Genomic DNA, 18,238 nt, shown 5'->3' on the forward strand with positions numbered 1-18,238 from the left:
CTGATCGCGGGCGCCGCGGTCCTGGGGACCGCGGCGGCCTATCTGGGGGACGCGACCGGGGCCTGGCGGATTCCGTGGTTCACCGCCCTGCCGGTGCTGTCCGGCGGTCTGGCCCTCGCCGCGGTCGCCACCGCCGTCCACTACCGGCTGCGCCGGCGCCGTTCCGCGATGGCCGCGTCCAGGGAGAACACGGAGGCGCCGGCGAGCACCAGCGGCAGCCAGCAGAACAGGTACGGGAGATCGTTTCCGTAGTAGTAGGGCTCGGTCTGCCAGCTGACGGTCAGCCACAGGCTCAGCGAGATCAGCGCCCCGCCGAGGGCGGCCAGCCGTGCGAACAGGCCCAGCAGGGTGCCGATGCCGACGGCCAGTTCGCCGAAGGCCATCGCGTAGCCGAAGCCCTCGGGGCTCTTCAGGGCCATGTCCACGAGCGCGGGGACGGCGGAGCTGTTCCGCACACTGCCCATCAGCTCGCCGACCGATCCGGTCCCGGTCGCCGAGAGGAACGCGCTGTCGAAGAGTTTGTCCAGACCCGCGTAGACGAAGGTCACTCCGAGGAACAGCCGCAGCGGCAGGAGCGCGTACCGCGCCGCCCGCTCCTTCCCGTCGGTGCCCACCTCGTCGGACGGGCAGGTCGCCGTCGTCCGGTCCACATGCGTCATCGTCGCCTCCGTGTCTCAGCCGGCTGGGACGATTGTCCCCACGTCCCGTCTCCGCGCATACGGAGGCGACGGCCGTACGGCTCAGCCCGGTCGGCCGTAAGGCTCAGCCCGGTCAGTCCACGATGTCGACGCTCACCCGGTTCGACTCGGCGCCCGCCGCCGTCACGACCTGCACCTCGACCCTGCCGGGTTCGACCTCGGCCGGCACCGGGACGGTGATGCCCGTATCACTGGGGCTGGTGAATCCGCCGGGGAACGGGATCAGTGGCACATGGACGTGCACCGCGCCGATCCGGACGGTCATCAGGGCCAGCCGGTCGGGACTCCCGGCACCCGGGGGCACGAAACCGGCGCCCCTGATCTCGATGTCGTCCCCGATGCGGACGGGGCCGTCGAGGCCCCCGGGCTCCCGGGCACGGACGACGGACAGGACGACCGGCCGGCCGCCCTCCGCGTACTTCCCCGCGAGGTAGACCCCCGCGGAGACCAGCACCAGCGCGGTCAGGCCCCACGGCAGCTCCGGCAGCCGGTCCGGCCGGCGGGCGAACAGGACGGTCGCGCACACCAGGGCCGCGGTGCCGACGAGGACATACTGCGCATCCGTGAAGCTGCCGCGACCGGCGTCGTCGCAGACCAGGTCACCGGGGCGGGGCCGGTCCGCCGCCACCTTCTGCAGCCGCTGGGTGATGATGCGCACGGTGACCACACGGCGGACCACGACCGCGATCAGGCCGACGGCGGCGACGACGGTGAGCAGTCCGGCGCCTTGCGCGAGGCGGAGCCCGGTGGGCGCGGACGCGGCGGTCCCGGACGCGGCGAGCCGGACGGCCAGGAACAGGACGGTGTACACGGCGAACAGCACCCAGCCGGCGGCCACGGCCCGGGAGGTCGACAACCGGTTGTCCTCGCCGACGAGCGGCGCGAGCAGCCCGCCGTGCGCCCGGTGGAGCCGGGCGGCGGCCGTGAGCAGCCCGGCGAGACAGGCCGCGGTGGCGAGCCCCGCGGTGCGCGCCACCGTCCAGCCGGAGTCGATCGCGGTCACCGCCTGGGCAAGGAGCAGCAGCACGACTCCGCCCCACAGCACCATCAGGGTGCGCCGCCAGACCCGGGTGAGCCATGACTCGCCCGCGGCCCGGCTGTGCTCGGCGACGTCCCGGGCCGACTCCGTCAGCTCGTCGGAGATCCACTGACGGGTCCCGCCGGCTGAGGAGGCGACCTGGGCGGGCAGCCCCCGCCCCCCGGCGAGTTCGTCGCGCCTGGCCAGGAACCGGGCGACGGCCCTGCGGTGTCCCTCGCGTCGGCCGTGCGGGCAGTCGCCGCAGGTGCAGCCACCGCCGTGCACGCTCTGTCCCGCTTCCTGCACCGCCACGGCGACGCACCCTTCCCCGGTAGGCGGCTTCGGCAACCACCTTGCAATTCAAAGGAATTGTGCCGTACCGGTGGGGCTGCGGACGAACCGGTTGCCCCATGGAGGGTGATTTACGCACGATCGAATTGACGTACGAGGGCAGGGTCGGGAACGGCTGCGGCGGCCCCTCCCCACGGGTGCCGGGCCCGACGGCATCTCGGGATGCGCCGACCGGCCGTCCGCGGCCCACACCCGGCACATGGCGGGGGACAATGCGCCCATGACGCACCCTGCCTCCCCGCTCGTCGAACTACTCGGCCTGGAACCGCACATCGAGGGCGGATGGTTCCGCGAGACATGGCGTACGAAGGGCTCGACCGCCCCGCCCGGCTATCCCGGCGAGCGCGCCTACGCCACCGGGATCTACTTCCTGCTCCACCCGGGCGAACGTTCCCGCCCGCACCGGGTCCGCTCCGACGAGCTATGGCTCTGGCACCGCGGCGGGCCGCTCCGGCTGTCCCTGGCCGGCACCGGCGAGGGGCCCGACCGCTCCACCACGCCCCTGGTCCTGGGCCCCGACGTCGAATCCGGTGAACGGCCCCAGCTCCTGGTCCCGGCGGGCACCTGGCAGTCGGCCGAACCGGCGGGCGACGAACCGGTCCTGGTGAGCTGCGTGGTGTCGCCGGGCTTCCACTTCGAGGACTTCACGCTTGAGGAGGGGTGAGGGACGGTCGCGTGGCGCCGCCGTGACGGCCGGGCTCAGAGGCGGTCGATGTCCGCGAGGTCGATGTCGAACAGCGCTGCGGACGCACGAAGACCAGGCTCCCGTCGATCAACTCGGTGTGCGGCGGGAGGTCGGGCAGAGTGAGCAGGTCCTCCACGGTGCAGCCCTCTCGCGGTGGCACCCGCCAGTGGTGCGAGATCTCTGCGCTCATGAGTGCTCCCATGGACGTGAGTCTGGTACGTACGATCACACTGCCCAGCGAAAACGCCGATGCCGCCGCTCAAACGAATGAGCGACGGCGTCGGCGCCGGCTTGAGGGGGATCGGCTCGCGAAGGCCCGGACGGCGGTCAGGTCACTCCCACTCGATGGTGCCCGGCGGCTTCGACGTCACATCGAGGACGACGCGGTTGACGTCGGCGACCTCGTTGGTGATGCGGGTCGAGATCTTCGCCAGCACGTCGGGGGGCATCCGCGTCCAGTCCGCCGTCATCGCGTCCTCGGACGACACCGGGCGGAGCACGATCGGGTGGCCGTAGGTGCGGCCGTCACCCTGCACTCCGACGGAGCGGACATCGGCGAGCAGCACCACCGGGCACTGCCAGATGTCGCGGTCGAGGCCGGCGGCGGTCAGCTCCTCGCGGGCGATGGCGTCGGCCTCGCGCAGCAGGTCCAGCCGCTCCCTGGTGACCTCGCCGACGATGCGGATGCCGAGCCCCGGGCCCGGGAAGGGCTGGCGCTGGACGATCTCCTCCGGCAGGCCCAGTTCCCGGCCGACCATCCGGACCTCGTCCTTGAACAGCTTCCGCAGCGGCTCGATCAGCTCGAACTCGAGGTCCTCGGGGAGGCCGCCGACGTTGTGGTGCGACTTGATGTTCGCGGTGCCCGTACCGCCGCCGGACTCCACCACGTCCGGGTAGAGGGTGCCCTGGACGAGGAACTGCACCGGCCGCCCGCCGTGTGCGCCGGCCTCGGCGACGATCTCGGCCTGGGCCTGCTCGAAGACCCGGATGAACTCCCGGCCGATGATCTTCCGCTTCTCCTCGGGGTCCAAGACCCCGGCGAGCGCGTCGAGGAAGCGCCGCTCGGCGTCCACGACCTTCAGCGAGACACCGGTCGCGGCGACGAAGTCCTTCTCGACCTGCTCGGTCTCGCCCTTGCGCATCAGGCCGTGGTCGACATAGACGCAGGTCAGCTGGGAACCGATGGCCTTCTGCACCAGCGCGGCCGCGACGGCGGAGTCGACGCCGCCGGACAGTCCGCAGATGGCGCGCCTGTCGCCGACCTGCTCGCGGATCGCGGCGACCTGCTCCTCGATCACATTGCCGGTCGTCCACGCCGGCTCGATGCCGGCGCCGCGGTAGAGGAAGTGCTCCAGCACCTGCTGGCCGTAGGTGGAGTGCATCACCTCGGGGTGGTACTGCACGCCGTAGAGCTTCTTCTCGTCGTTCTCGAACGCGGCCACGGGCACGACGGCGGTGGAGGCGGTGACGGTGAAGCCCTCGGGGGCGGCGGAGCAGGCGTCACCGTGCGACATCCAGACCTGCTGCTCGGCCGGGGTGCCCTCGAAGAGGGTGGAGTCGGCCTTGCCGACGTGCAGGTCGGTGCGGCCGTACTCCCGGGCACCGGAGTTGTCGACGGTGCCGCCGAGCGCCTGTGCCATCAGCTGGAACCCGTAGCACATGCCGAACACCGGGACACCGGCCTCGAACAGCGCGCGGTCCAGGCGCGGGGCACCCTTCGCGTACACGGACGACGGGCCGCCGGAGAGGATGACCGCCGCGGGCTTCCTGGCCAGCATCTCCTGCACCGGCATGGTGGACGGGACGATCTCGCTGTAGACCCGCGCCTCACGGACACGGCGGGCGATGAGCTGGGCGTACTGCGCACCGAAGTCGACAACGAGGACCACGTCCGGACTCGTGTCCGGGTGGGTGGCGTCGGGCGCGGCAGCGGGGGACGCTGATGACACTACGGCGGCCTTCCGGCGGTGGGAGAAGGGGGCTCTGCGCGTCGATTCTACCGGCGCCGGGCGGCGCTCCCCGTCTCACCATCCGGGCCCGCCCTGGCCCAGCCGCGGCCGGAGGGCCATACTTCCCCCATGCGCAAGCACACGACCTCCGTCTTTACCTATGGCACCCGGCCCGCCGGCTGCCATGGTCGTGCCGCTTGAGCAACTGACAAGCGACTTCCAGGACGCCCCGGGCCGGCCAGGCCCGGGGCGTCCTGCCGTCTCCGGGTCCGGCCGTCCCGGGGCCCGCACCCCGAGGAGCCTTCGTGCCCACCGCCCGGACATCCGCCCACCCCGAGACCGCTGCCCACACCGCCGCCCTCGCCGAGACCACCGCCCGCCCCGGCACCGGCGCCCGCACCGACGACGCGGCGGACCTGATCACCGGCGCCCGTGAGCGTATCGATGCCCTGGACGACCGGATCATCGGACTGATCCGGGAACGGACGGCCGTCTCGGCCGTCATCCAGGAGGCCCGGATCACATCCGGCGGCCGCCGGGTGAACCTCTCCCGCGAGATGGAGGTCCTCGGCCACTACCGGGACGCACTCGGCAAGCCCGGGACGGCCCTGGCCATGACACTCCTGGAGCTGTGCCGGGGCCGCGTCTGAAGGGTGCGGGCGCACGGATGCGGGCGTGCACCCGTGCATGGGCCTGATGGGCGCACGGCCACGCACCACGCCGCATCCGCGAGGGACGCGCGCACCGGGCCGGTGCGGCACTCCGGCCCGTCGCGGAGCCGCCGATGCCCGCCCGCCTGCCGTACGCACATCCCTGCGGCCGCGCTCTCACCCGTACGGCCCGTGACCGGTCCCGGACCGCTTCGTTGGTACCGATGTCCGTGCCAGCCAGGGGCGGGCCGCGAAGGTGAAGATCCACGCGTGGCTCCGCCGGGGCGTGTGGCGTACCTCAGGTGCGTCGTGGGACCTCGCTCCGGCGTGCGTGACCGGTCGGCAGGGGACAGCAGCCCGGTCACCCCAAGGCGGCCGGTTCCGGGGACGCCCGGAACCGGCCGCATCCGGCTGGATACAGCTGGATACGGCTGGATACGGCTGGATACGGCTAGATACGGCCGCATCCGGCTGGATACGGCTGGATACGGCTGGATCCTGATGACTCCGTCCGGATTCGGGCCGAAGCGGCTTCGTGGCCGTAGGACCCCGCCCACCACGAACCGGCCCCTCCCCGATCGCACCCCCGGCCGCACCGCGCACCGCCGGGCACTCCGCCGCAGCCCTCCCCCTCCTGGCGCCGGGCTCCTGGCGCCGGGCTCCTGGCGCCGGGCTCCTAGCGCCGGGCTCCTGGCGCCGGACCCGGCTGTCCCGCCCCAACCGCCGAGCCGCCGCTATCCGGCCCAACCGTCCGGCCCCTGCAGCCGGTTGCCGCCTCCGGGCCACTGACGGGGCATCCGGCGCCTCACCCCCGTCCACTCGCCTCTCGTCCGCACGCGGCACCGGCACCGGCACCGGCACCGGCACCGGCACCGGCATGGCGACCGGACTTCGAGGAGTCCTTCGCACGGCGCCCACTCCCGGGGCTTCCCGACGTCCACGTCATATGCCCACAGCAATGTGTCGGGCGTCACATAAGTTCTGTGTGAGTTTCCGTGCAACCAATTGCACCGGTCACAGGTCATGCATACGAAACCAACGGCCACACCCGTGACCCACAACCGGGACGGCCCACAAAACTCGTGCCGTGTGACGCGGCACGCCGGACTTCACTGAGGTCTTCATGAAGCTTCGCCGCGCTATGGCCGTCGCTGCCGCGACCGCTGTCATAGCTCCTGCCGCCTTCCTCGCAGCGCCGACCGCGTACGCGACCGACGGCACCGCTCCCAGCCCGAGCGCCACCGCCGGCTCCACCGAGGACACGGACACTCCCACGCCGGAGGGCAGCGCGGCGACGACCGGGACGCCCGCCGCCGAGGACGGCACGGACGACGCCGGGGTCCCTGCCGAGGAAGACGGCACGACGGGGGACGACGCCGCCACGGAGAAGACCTCCAAGGACGGCGCCACCACGGAGGAGAGCAAGACCGGGGAGGACACCACCGGGGAAGACACCACCGGGGAGGACACCACCGGGGAGGACACCTCCGAGGGGAACGCCGACGAGGAGCCGGGCGACGACGAGGGCCTCCCGCCCTATTGCGAGGAGGTCGACGAGAACTTCGAGGAGAAGGCTCTCGACATCCGGTTCTCCGGCCTGCCCGGCAAGATAGTCGCGGGCGGCGCCCCCGAGCAGTTCAACCTCACCATCACGAACACCTCGGAGGCCGACCTCAAGGAGGTCGCCTTCTACGCAGCGGTCGAGAACTTCGAGCTCGACGACCCGGAGAAGTTCCTCAGCCCGTACATCGACCTGGAGTTCAAGGTTCCCGGCACCAACGAGTGGGTCGGCATCGGGAACGATGACTACGCCGGCGACTACTTCTGGGGCGTCGAGACCATGAAGTCCCAGGACTTCGTGAAGATCGACCTCCGCCTCACCATCGACAGGAACGCTCCGGCCGGCGACAGCTACTCCCTCGGCTCGGGCGGTTACATCGGTGACGTCAAGGGCCAGGAGTGCATCGCCGAGAGCGCGGACAGGTTCGTGGACTTCGTGGTCCTGAAGCCGGGCTCCCCGAACGAGAACCCGGGCGAGGCCGAGCCGGGCGCCCCGAAGCAGGACAAGGGCCCCGACATCAAGCCGCAGGGTGACGTCAAGCAGCTCCCCGTCACCGGCAACCTCGCCGAGACCGGCTCCTCCTCGGTGCTCCCGGCCATCGGGATCGCCGGCGGTATCGCCCTGGTCGCCGGTGCCGGTGTCGTCTTCGCGATGAAGCGCCGCAAGGGCGACGCGGTCGCGTAACGAACCGCCGTACAGGCCGCCGCACAAGCCGCCCGAGCCCCTGAAGCGCCCGTAGGAGCGCCCGCGGAGGCAAGGCGCCGGCGGCGGCAGGAGAGGCGCTGCACTCGGAGGGGGGTGCAGCGCCTCCCGTCTGTCCAGGGGCGGGTCAAGGGGACTTCGGCGGGACTGCCGGCACGCCGAGGAAGGGGAGGTTCAGGGCCCCGAAGGCACCGGGGGGGACGGCCGGGTCACGGGGCGCGACCGGGGCCAGGCGTTCATAGGCCGCGCCCTGTTCGGGGCGGGGGTCCCGCGCGCCCTTGTTGGGCCAGAAGGACATCGCGCGCTCCGCCTGGGCGGTGATCGTCAGGGACGGGTTGACGCCGAGGTTGGCGGATACCGCGGCCCCGTCGACGACCGATATACCCGGGTGCCCGTACAGGCGGTGGTACGGGTCGATGACGCCGGTCTCCGCCGAGGCCCCGATGGCGCAGCCACCGAGGAAGTGGGCGGTGAGCGGGGTGCCGACCAGTTCGCCGATGTTGGATCCGGCGAAGCCGTTGATCTCCTCCGCCAGGAGCCTCGCGGCACGGGTGGCCTCGGGGATCTGGCCGGGGTTGGGGGCTCCATGCCCCTGACGCGCGGTCAGCAGGCCCTTGCCGAGGCCGCCGGGCTTGCGGTAGGTCGTCAGCGAGTTGTCCAGGGACTGCATCACCAGGCCGATGATGGTCCGCTCCGACCAGCGGCGGTTGGAGAGGGCCCGGACGGTGCGCCACGGGTGGCGGGCGCATGCGGCGAGCCAGGCCGGGACGCGCCGCGAGCTGTACGGGACCTGGAGGACGGTCATCGCGCCCATCGCGTTGGAGCCCTTGCCGTAGCGGACCGGCTCGATATGGGTGCTGGCGTCCGGATGGATCGAGGACGTGATCGCGACGCCCCGGGTGAAGTCCACCCTGTCCTTGCCGTGGCGCCTGCGGTAGCGCCGGTCGTCGGTCTGGGCGCCGACGATGGCCTCGGAGTTGGTACGGGTCAGCTCGCCGAGCCGGGCGGATATCCGCGGCAGCAGCCCGTCGTCCTTCATCCGGTGCAGCAGGGTCTGGGTGCCGTAGGTGCCGGCGGCGATGACGACCCGGCGGGCCGTGAACGTACGGCCGGCGCCCCCGCGCCGGTTGCGGCTGGGCACGGTCCCGACCGCGAAGCCGCCCCGGGCGTCCTCGCGGACGGAGACCACCGACGTCATGGGGTGGATGACGGCTCCCGCCCTCTCGGCGAGGTGGAGGTAGTTCTCGTTGAGCGTGTTCTTGGCACCGTGGCGGCAGCCCGTCATGCACTCCCCGCACTCGGTGCAGGCGCGGCGCGAGGGGCCGGCCCCGCCGAAGTACGGGTCGGGGACCTCGGCCCCCGGCTCGGCCCTCGCCGCACCGGTGCCGTGCTCGCCGACGGCGTCCCGGCCGTCGCCGAAGAAGACGCCGACCGGGGCCATATGGAAGGTGTCGCCGACGCCCATCGCCTGCGCGGTGGCCCTCAGATGGACGTCCGAGGGGGTCGTGGTCGGGTTGAGCCGTACCCCCAGCATGCGCTTGGCCTGGTCGTAGTAGGGCCGAAGTTCCTCCTGCCAGTTGGTGATGTCCCTCCACTGCGGGTCGTCGAAGAACGGCGCGGGCGGCACATAGAGGGTGTTGGCGTAGTTCAGGGAGCCGCCGCCGACTCCCGCTCCGGCGAGGACCATCACCTTGCCCAGCAGATGGATGCGCTGGATGCCGAAGAGGCCGAGTGCCGGGGCCCAGAGGTAGTTGCGCAGGTCCCAGGAGTTCTTCGGGAGAGTCTCCCGGGTGAAGCGGCGGCCGGCCTCCAGGACGCCGACGCGGTAGCCCTTCTCGGTGAGGCGGAGTGCGCTGACCGAGCCGCCGAAGCCCGAGCCGACCACGACGACGTCGTAGTCGTACGCGCGGTCGCCGCCGCCACCGTCCTCGCCGCCGCCGTCCTCGCCGCCGCCGCCGTGGTCGCCGTCGCTGCGGGCGCTGCCGTACGGGCGGTCGCTGCCGCGGTCGCCGCGTCGGGGGGCCTCGCGGTCACGCCGGCGGCCGACGGCGGCCTCGCGTCCGCGTTCGCCGCCGGCCTCCCGCTTTCGGCCGTACGCCGCATCCGGGGCGCTCTCGCCCCGGTCACCCGGCTTCCGGGCTGGGAAGTCCTCGGACATGGCTCTCCTCGTGAGAACGTGCGGGGGTGCTGAGTGCCGGACGCCGGGGTGCCGGACGCCGGGTGCCGAGCACCGGGGTGCCTAGCGCAGCCGCAGGGCCTTCATCACCTTCAGGGACGTGTTCATGACCGCCGCGTACTTCTCGTCGTCCATGCCGAAGGACGGGGCGAGCGGGATCAGCCGCTGCTGTGCCACGGTCTGGGCCTCGGTGTACTTGAGAATGCCCTCGGCGCCGTGCCGCCGGCTCAGGCCGGAGTCCTTCATACCGCCCATCGGCGACTGCACGCTGCCGTAGGCGGGGGCATATCCCTCGTTGATGTTGACGGTGCCGGTGCGCAGCCGGGCGGCGACCGCGTGGCCGCGCTTGCCGTCCCTGGTCCAGACGCTGGAGTTGAGCCCGTACGGTGTGGCGTTGGCCTGCTCCACGGCGTCGTCCTCGTCCGTGAACCGGTAGAGGGAGACGACCGGTCCGAAGGTCTCCTCGGTGCAGACGGACATCGGCGCCGCCACCCCGTCCAGGATCGTCGGCTCGTAGAACAGCGGGCCGACATCGGTGCGGTGGACACCTCCCGCGACGAGGGTGGCGCCCTTGGCGACGGCCTCGTCCACGTGCCGCCGCACCGTCTCCAGCTGGCGCTCGCCCACCAGGGAACCCATGTCGGCGCCGTAGGCGAGGGCGCTGCCCAGCCGCATGGCCTTGGTCCGGGCGGCGAAGCGCTCCACGAACGCGTCGGCGATCGACTCGTGCACATACAGCCGCTCGATGGAGATGCAGAGCTGCCCGGCGGAGGCGAAGCAGGCCCGCACGGCGCCGGCCGCGGCCCTGTCGACGTCGGCGTCGTGCAGAACCAGCATGGCGTTCTTCCCGCCGAGTTCGAGGGAGACCCCGACGAGGCGGGCCGCGGCGCCCCGGGCGACCTCGCGGCCGGTGCGGGTGGAGCCCGTGAACGAGACGTAGTCGGCGTGCCGTACGACCTCCGGGCCGACGACCGGGCCGTCGCCGAGGACCACCTGGAAGACGCCCGCCGGGAGCCCGGCCTCGATGAGCAGGTCGCGGGCCCAGAGTGCGGTCAGCGCGGTCTCGGTGTCGGGTTTCATCACGACGGCGTTGCCGGAGGCGAAGGCGGGCAGGGCGTCGCCGACCGACAGCTCCAGCGGGTAGTTCCAGGGGGCTATCTGACCCACGACTCCCCGCGGCTGGCGCAGTTCGGTGGTCTTGGTGAGGACGGGGACCACGCCGGTGTGCCGTCTGGGCCTCAGATACGAGGGCGCCTTCCGGCCGTAGTGGCGGGCGGCGACGGCGACGGCCAGGACCTCCTCGTGGGCGTGCAGCCTGGCCTTGCCCGTCTCCAGCTGGATGAGGTCGAGCACCTCGGCCTGGCGTTCCAGGACCAGGTCGTGGAAACGCAGCAGCACCCCGGCCCGGGCGCGCGGGGAGGCCGCGGCCCAGAGCGGCTGGGCGGCCCGGGCGCGGGCGAAGGCCTCGGCCACGTCCTCCGGGGTGGACTCGGGCAGGTCCGCCAGCTCCTCCCCGGTGAACGGCGTGTGGTTGGCGGTGCGGGCGGAGCCGACGACGCCCCGGGTGAGCCGGGCGACCACCTCGGGTGTGACCACGTCGACGGCGGTGCGCGCACCGGCCGGGGCGGCGGCGACGGGGTTGGTTCCGAGGGCACCGGCGTGCGGGAGGGCGGGAGCCTGCGAGTCCGTCATGGGGGCGAGGGTATGCCGCAGTCAAGACTTTGGGTACCCGCGAGTAACGGCTTTTCGCCGCGCCCGCACATCGCGCCAGTGATCGCTGGCAGATCAGCACCGATCAGGGGCTTGCGGCAGGCCGCGCCGCTCCAGGGCCGCCCTTCCGGTTCAGACGCTCTCCCTCCCGGCCGCGGCCTCCCGGGGCGATCCGGGCTCGCGCGCGCTCGGCGCCGGGAAGGGCCTCGCGGGCGGGCCACGGCCGTCCCCCCTCGTCCCGGGCAGTGGCCCGAACGGCCGCGCACTCCTGCGAACGGCCCGTCAACCCGCAGCGTGGTACGCGGTCGTGGCCTGCTGGTAGATCTCGGTGACCTTGTCGCGCTGGCCCTCGGGCCCGATCACCTGCAGCACGTGGTACCTGCCGCCGACGATCATGGCGAGATTGCGTACGTACACCTCGCGTCCGGTGCTGTCCTGCCAGGTGAACTGGCCCTCCGCCATGGCCTGTCTGCCCACGTCGATCCGGCGCAGTCCGGATGCGGTGGACCAGGAGGACTCGCGGAAGGGCTGGAGTTCGCGCTCCTTGTCCCGCTGGTACGCCATCGGATCCGAGCCGTTCTCCTCGACGGAGTCGCGGCCGGGGACGACGATGAGCGTGAAGTCCCCGCCGAGGTAGCGGACCTGTCCGCTGTCGTTCACGGGCCTGCGCTGCCAGGACTTGTCGACGCCGATGCGGAAGCCCTCGGGGTCCACCCGTACGGCATAGCCCTCGGCGAGGTCCACGGCGGGCGCCGAGGTCTGCGGCCGTGTCCCGTCCGGTGACGGGTCGCTGCCGGCCGCACTGCCGGGACCGCCCGGCCGGTCGGGCACCCGGGACGAGGACGAGGCCGGCGCGGACGAGGACGAGACCGGCGCGGAGGAGGACGCGGGCCCGGAGCCGGAGCCGGCCTTCGGCATGAACAGCATCGCGTAGGCGACGGCGGCGGCCAGGGCGAGCAGGATCAGGACGAGGAGGGTCCGGCCCAGCGAGCGCGGGCTGCGCCGCGGCCGCTCTCCGGGCCCTCTTGGCTCCCTCGGCTCCCTCGGCTCCCTCGGCTCCCTCGGCTCTCTTGGCTCTCTGGAGTCCCTGGCCTTCTTGTGGCGGTGCCGGCCGCGGAGTGCGGTCGAGCCGCCGCCGCGCCTGCGGACCAGTTCCCCTCTGCGCCGTACGACGGGGAGGCGGGTGCCGTCGACGGAGGGCAGCGGTACCACCCCGGTGCCCGCTTCGGGCTCCGGGGCCGAGCGGACGAGCGACCGCAGCCAGCCCCGCAGCTCCTCGAAGTCCGGTCGTTCGGTCGGGTCCTGGCGCAGCAGCGACTCCACGACCGGACGCAGCGGACCGCACTCCTCCGCGAACGCCGGCGGCTCGGCGCAGACCAGCTGCACCAGCTCGGCCGCATTCTCCTCCGGGTAAGGGGCGTGGCCCTGCACCGCGCGGTAGAGCAGGGCGCCGAGCGCCCACAGGTCGGTGGCCGGCCCGATAGGCGGAGCCAGTTGCCAGTTCTCGTGGACCGGGCCGGCCTGCTCGGGTGCCCAGCGCTCGGTGACCGCGCCGACGACGGCGATCCGGGCCTGCCGGGCGCGCTCGGCGGCGAGGGGCGTGGTGGGGCCGCGGTAGGCAGCCGGGGGCACACCGGCCGCGACGACCTCGTCCCAGCGGCCGCCGCGCGGGACGGGCAGGGCACCGGCGTATGCGTCCGCCCCCCGCCGGGCGTCGGCGCGCAGTGCATCGCGGGCACTGCCCCCGTACGGGACCGCGCCGCCACCGGCCGTGGCGGCGGCCGGACCGTCCGAGGCGGGGCCGGACCCGTCGCGCCAGACACCGGCGAGCCGGGCCTGCCGGGGACCGCCGGGCGGCTCCCGGTGCGGTCCGCCGTCCCGGCCGGTGGCGCCGCCCGGGGCACCCCGGTCACGGTGGTCTCCCTGGTCGCGGCAGCCGTCCGCGGCATCGGGCCCCTCGGCGTCCGGGGCGTCAGCGGGCCGGGACCACCACCGGGGGGCGGGCAGCGCGGCGCGGGGGGCGGGCAGGGCGAAACCCGGGCCGGACGGGGGCACAAAGGCTCCGGGTGGCGTCCGGGAGCCTTCCGGCGCATCCCGGTCGTCCGGCTCATCCCTCACGCCGGGATGGTGCAGGCGCCCGATGGCGTCCGCCCCGCCACCGGCCGGCTGGGTACTCCGGCCGCCGCGGCCACCCGGGGCGTACCCACCGGTGCGGTCGTCGGTCCCCGGACCCTGGCCGGAGCAGCCCGGGTCGCCGCCGCCGGGGCGGTCACCCGGGGGACCGGAGCCACCGCCGCCGGGAAGGCCGCGCGGGGAGACGCCGCCGGGGAGGACGGCCCCCCGGCCGCCCGCGCCGGACTCCGCGGCCGCGGTGGAGGCCCCGCCCTGCCCGCCCTCGCCTCGGTCCTGTCCCTGCCGGTTCTCCTCGCTGAGCCGCGCGGCGGCGCGGGCCCCCGCCCGGTAGGCGGCGATGGCACCGGCCCGCGCGGCACGTGCGTCGCCCTGGCCGCCGCCGAACCCGGGGCCGTAGGGGGGCGGAACATACCGGTCCGCGGCGCCCCGGCCGGGAAGGTCCGATCCGGCCGCCGGCTCCGGCGGGGACGCGGGCGCGGGCGCGGGCCGCCGCTCGTGAGGGGGTGGGGTCCGGTGGGGCTCCGCCGCGGGGGCTGCCGGGCCCTGGCGCTCCTGTCCGCCGTGGCCCTCCGGAGCCTGCCCCTGCGAACGCGGCGGCGGATACGCCCCCTCGTGTCGCGGCCCGTACGACGGGCCGTGCGACGGCCCGTATGACCGCCCGCTGGGGGGCCCGGACGACGGCTCGTGCGACGGCGGGTCCGACGACCCGTGGAAAGGCCCGTACGACCCTTGACGGGGCTCGCGGGGAGGGCCGGAAGGCGTCCCGTGCGGCGGATCCACCGCCTCGGCCTCCTCCACCCCCGACTCGGGGTCCGGGACCGGCGCATAGCCGCAGAGGGCCTCCTCCGCGGCGCCCGACGCGAGCCCGGTCAGCACCACCCGGCCGTCGTCGCACACGAGGACCGTGCGGACGGTGATGTTGCGGTGGGTCCATCCGTGCGCGTGGAGGACGCGCAGCGCCGTGAGCACGTCCGCGCCTATCTCCGCCGCCCGGTAGGGATTCAGCGGCCTCTCCGCGAGCAGTGCGGCGAGCGGCCGCGCGGTGACCAGCTCGCTCACTATCCACAGCGACCCGTCCTCGGCGAAGACGTCGAAGACCTGGTCGAGCCGCGGATGGTCGGGGATCTGCGCGGCGGCCTGGGCGGCCTCGACGGCCCGCCGCACCGCCGGATCGGTCGGCCGGCGCGTGGTGCGGCCCCCGGCCCTGCGCGGTGCGGACAGGCTGGTGCCGCCCTGCTCGTCCAGCACCTCGGCGTCGACGACCTCCGGCAACGGGACCTGCCGGACCAGCACTTCCTGCCCGCTGTAGGTGTCGAAAGCGCGTGTCTCGACGAGTTCGTACGCGTCGGAGGGCGGCAGGGGAAGCCGGTAGCGGTCGGCCAGCACCCTTCCCGCGTAGTCGTCCACGGCGCCTCCCACCAGTGTGCAGCTTTCCCGGCCCGGTACTCCCCGTGGCCCGGCGGCGGGGCCTTCCCGCCGCGGGTCCCGGACCGGTGCCCTGGTCGGTCGTGTGCGCGGCCCTGGTCGCCAGAGCCGCGCCCCCGGTCCCGTGAACCGCGCGAAGCCGTCAATTCCGGTCGGCTACCGGCCTCTTGCGCCTGTGCCCGGTCCACGACCCCTCACGATACGTGGCCTGCCCGGCCCTTGGGGCCGAACCTCTCAGCCCTTGGGGGCGAACGTGGCGAAGGCCGTGTCCCGGAGCGTGCGGCACTCCGCGTCCTCCCACTCGTCCGCCGCACAGCTGATCATGATCGAGTAACCGCGGCCGGCGTCGACCTTGAAGCCGCGGTTGAGCACCCGGACCCGCTCACCGGACTGGTTGCGCTCGAAGCCCCAGTCGGCGACCGTCGGATAGTCCTTGTACTCGACGGCCTTGATACCGAGATGCCGGTAGCCGTCACTGCTGCCGCTCACCGCGGGCCGCGCGGCGTTCCAGGCCGCCGCCGCGTCGTCCTTGGGGCTGTCGGTGAAGTCGACCTGGACGCGCGGGAAACCGCCGTCCGCGCTGAAGATCGCACCCGAGTTGACGCCCGCGGTGCCCGTGCGGCGGAAGGACTCCGGCATGGCGATGGTGAAGTGGAACTGGTCGCTGGACACCCTCGCGTACCCGGTGGGCAGCGCGCCGCCGGCGGGTGCTCCGGAGTCCGCGCCGGCCGACGGCTGCGCCGTGCTCGCGCCCGCGCCGCCTCCGCTGTCCCCGCCGTCTCCTTCGCCTCCGCTGTCTCCTTCGCCTCCGCTGTCCCCGCTGTCCCCGCCGGCCTCGTCCGCGGCCCGGCCCTCGCCGTTGCCGGCGCCGCTCCCCTCGCTGTCGCCCTCGCCGCCCTCACGGTGGGCGTCGCCGCCCGCGGCGGCCCCGGCGGAGGCGCTGTCGTTCTTCGGGCTGCTCTGCCCGCTCCCGTCTCCGTCCCCGCCCAGCGCGACGACGAGCACGGCCGACAGCACCGCGAGCACGGCGACCACCGCGACGACCACCAGCCCGCGCCGCGGCACGACATCGGTGAGCGACGCACGCGCGGGGGACGTCCGGGCGGCCGCGGGCGTGGCCGTTGCCGAGGGGCCGGGGGCGCCTCCCCGGTCCGCCGGCTGCCCGGTCTCGGTCTTCGCCGCGTTCCGCACCGAGCGCAGTGCTCCGCGGACCCGGTCGGCCGCCGTGTCCGCGGCCTCCCCGGCCCGCTCCCCGGCGGCTGCGGTCGGCTCCGGCGCGACGGGGGGCAGGGGGACGACCCGGGTCGCCTCCGGTGGGGCCGCCGACCCCACCGGCTGCTCCGGGGCGTCGATCACGCTCCGCAGCAGCGCGCGGGCGCCCGCGTCGTCGAGCCGCTGTGCCGGGTCCTTCACGAGCAGGCCGTAGACGACCTCCTCGAGCGGCCCGGCGTTCTTCGGCGGATCGAGCGGCTCGGTCATCACGGCGGTCAGCGTCGCGATGGCCGAACCCTTGTCGTACGGGGGGCAGCCCTCCACGCTCGCGTACAGCAGCCCGCCCAGCGACCAGAGGTCGGCGGCCGGACCGGGTTTGTGTCCCCGGGCGCGCTCCGGCGAGATATACGAGGGCGCGCCCACGAGCATGCCGGTGGAGGTGATCGACGGGTCGCCCTCGACCTGGGCGATGCCGAAGTCGGTGAGCACCACCCGGCCGTCGGACGAGATGAGCACGTTGGACGGCTTCACGTCGCGGTGCAGGATGCCTTCCCGGTGCGCGGAGCGCAGGACGTCCAGGACGGCGAGACCGACCTCGGCCGCCCGCCGGGGCGTCAGGACGCCGTCCTCGCGAATGGCCTCCGCGAGGGACTTGCCCTCGATGAGTTCCATCACGATCCACGGGCGGTCGTCCTCGTCGACGACGTCGTAGACCGTCACGGCCCCGGTGTTCCGGATCCGGGCGATGGCCTTCGCCTCGCGCAGCGTGCGGGTGATCAGACGTCGTTTCTCGTCCTCGTCGATGCTGTTGGGGAAGCGCAGCTCCTTCACGGCGACCGTGCGGCCGAGGGTCTCGTCGTCGGCGCGCCAGACGGTGCCCATGCCACCGCGCCCGAGCACCCCGCCGAGCCGGTAGCGGCCGGCCAGCAGCCGCCCCTGGGCGGTCGGTGCGCGGTGCGCCGGGTCCGCCGCGGCCTGCGCGGCACGCGGCCCCCCGGACGGACCGGGACCCTCGGCGGCCGTCTTCACCCCGTCCCGCCCGGAAGTCTCCTGGCCCGCCGCCTTCCCGGCGGGACCCCGCTCGGCCCCGCGCGCGCCGCCTGGTCCCGCAGGACCGGACCCCGCAGGACCGGACGCGGAGTCCCCGGCGGCGCCCTTACCGCCGCCGGGGGAGGTGCCGCCGCGCGAGGTGCCTTCCCCGGCCGCCGGACGGCTGCCCGGCTCCTCCGCCGCCCGCTGCGCACGCCTCGCCGGGTCCGCGCGCTCACCCGCCGACCCCGATCCCGAGCCGGCCGCGGCGCCGGGACCTGGCTCCGGACGCCCGCCCGCGCTCTGTGACGCACCGTCCTTCGTCAGGTCAGCCTGCCCGGCCGGGGGCGTCGCACGCGTACCGCCGCCGTCCGCGGGCCCGTTCGCGCCATCGGAGCCGGACCGGACCGGGGCGCTTCCCGCGCCCGGCTCCACGTCCCCCGCACCGGGCTCCACGTCACCCGCGGCAAAGTCACCGGCCGCCCCGGCACCGCCGCCGCCTCGCCGAGCGGCCCCGCCCGGCACGTCGCGAGGGTGTTCCGCCCCCGGGCCCGCCGCCTTGTCCGCCTCCGGGCCCGCCGCCTTGTCCGCTCCCGGGCCCGCCGCCTTGTCCGGTGCCGCATCCCGGTCGGCGGTCGCGTCCGAACCGCCGTCACCGGACCCGGAGCCCGCATCCGGGCGGCCGGCCCCTGCCCCGGCCGAACTCGCCGTGCTGTCCGCGCCGGTGGAACGTCCGCCCTCCCGCCGCGTGTCCCGAGGGGGTTCTGGTGCCGTGTCCCGCTTCGCCTCCGACATGCGTCCCCTCTGCGATCCCTGATCCTCGCCCGCGCCCGCCGCGCCCGCGCGATGCGGTAACCCGCCCTGGAAGAGCCCCCATTCTCTCTCACTCCGGGACCGGTGGCAGTCCCGGGTCCACCGGGCGTCAGGAAGGTTAGGGGA

General features: G+C 74.1%; 10 protein-coding genes and 1 pseudogene. 3 read left to right on the plus strand and 8 right to left on the minus strand.

The features are described 5' to 3' along the window. Positions 1-140: 140 nt before the first annotated feature. Both SCWH03_RS11050 and SCWH03_RS11055 read right to left on the minus strand, forming a co-directional pair. Entirely contained in the window at positions 141-659 is a 519-nt protein-coding gene (locus SCWH03_RS11050) for a DoxX family protein (RefSeq protein ID WP_173263998.1), read from the minus strand. A gap of 112 nt (positions 660-771) precedes the next feature. Further along, positions 772-2,028 carry a hypothetical protein gene (locus tag SCWH03_RS11055; RefSeq protein WP_173263999.1) on the minus strand — a complete coding sequence of 419 codons (1,257 nt, stop codon included), beginning with the start codon at positions 2,026-2,028 and terminating at the stop codon, positions 772-774. A gap of 259 nt (positions 2,029-2,287) precedes the next feature. On the opposite strand from SCWH03_RS11055, the gene SCWH03_RS11060 reads away from it, so the two are divergent. Continuing rightward, the gene (locus SCWH03_RS11060) at positions 2,288-2,731 is read left to right on the plus strand and encodes a cupin domain-containing protein (protein WP_173264000.1); all 444 of its coding nucleotides are present in this window, start codon (positions 2,288-2,290) and stop codon (positions 2,729-2,731) included. A 73-nt stretch (positions 2,732-2,804) separates the two neighbouring features. Here SCWH03_RS11060 and SCWH03_RS11065 read toward each other — a convergent pair. Beyond that, a pseudogene (locus tag SCWH03_RS11065) lies at positions 2,805-2,954 on the minus strand (Uma2 family endonuclease); the annotation flags it as partial. 130 nt (positions 2,955-3,084) lie between these two features. Beyond that, entirely contained in the window at positions 3,085-4,701 is a 1,617-nt protein-coding gene (gene guaA / locus SCWH03_RS11070) for a glutamine-hydrolyzing GMP synthase (protein ID WP_173264001.1), read from the minus strand. Positions 4,702-5,006: 305 nt separating this feature from the next. Between guaA and SCWH03_RS11075 the strand changes: the two genes are divergently transcribed. Both SCWH03_RS11075 and SCWH03_RS11080 read left to right on the plus strand, forming a co-directional pair. Beyond that, complete coding sequence (locus tag SCWH03_RS11075; protein ID WP_173264002.1) at positions 5,007-5,351, plus strand: chorismate mutase; 345 nt, start codon at positions 5,007-5,009, stop codon at positions 5,349-5,351. A gap of 1,123 nt (positions 5,352-6,474) precedes the next feature. Continuing rightward, positions 6,475-7,596 (plus strand): LPXTG cell wall anchor domain-containing protein, encoded by a 1,122-nt coding sequence (locus tag SCWH03_RS11080; RefSeq protein ID WP_254076685.1) that lies wholly within the window; start codon positions 6,475-6,477, stop codon positions 7,594-7,596. 145 nt (positions 7,597-7,741) lie between these two features. On the opposite strand, the gene SCWH03_RS11085 is transcribed toward SCWH03_RS11080, so the two are convergent. The 4 genes from SCWH03_RS11085 to SCWH03_RS11100 form a co-directional block, all read right to left on the minus strand. Beyond that, positions 7,742-9,772, minus strand: a complete 2,031-nt coding sequence (locus SCWH03_RS11085) for a GMC family oxidoreductase (protein ID WP_254076686.1) — start codon at positions 9,770-9,772, stop codon at positions 7,742-7,744. Between the two features lie 81 nt (positions 9,773-9,853). Continuing rightward, the gene (locus SCWH03_RS11090; protein ID WP_173264003.1) at positions 9,854-11,482 is read right to left on the minus strand and encodes a succinic semialdehyde dehydrogenase; all 1,629 of its coding nucleotides are present in this window, start codon (positions 11,480-11,482) and stop codon (positions 9,854-9,856) included. Between the two features lie 300 nt (positions 11,483-11,782). After that, entirely contained in the window at positions 11,783-15,040 is a 3,258-nt protein-coding gene (locus SCWH03_RS11095; protein ID WP_173264004.1) for a serine/threonine kinase C-terminal domain-containing protein, read from the minus strand. A gap of 252 nt (positions 15,041-15,292) precedes the next feature. Then, positions 15,293-18,094 (minus strand): serine/threonine protein kinase, encoded by a 2,802-nt coding sequence (locus SCWH03_RS11100; protein ID WP_173264005.1) that lies wholly within the window; start codon positions 18,092-18,094, stop codon positions 15,293-15,295. Positions 18,095-18,238: the final 144 nt, after the last annotated feature.

Source organism: Streptomyces pacificus, from assembly GCF_011766325.1.
Taxonomy (GTDB): Bacteria; Actinomycetota; Actinomycetes; order Streptomycetales; family Streptomycetaceae; genus Streptomyces; species Streptomyces pacificus.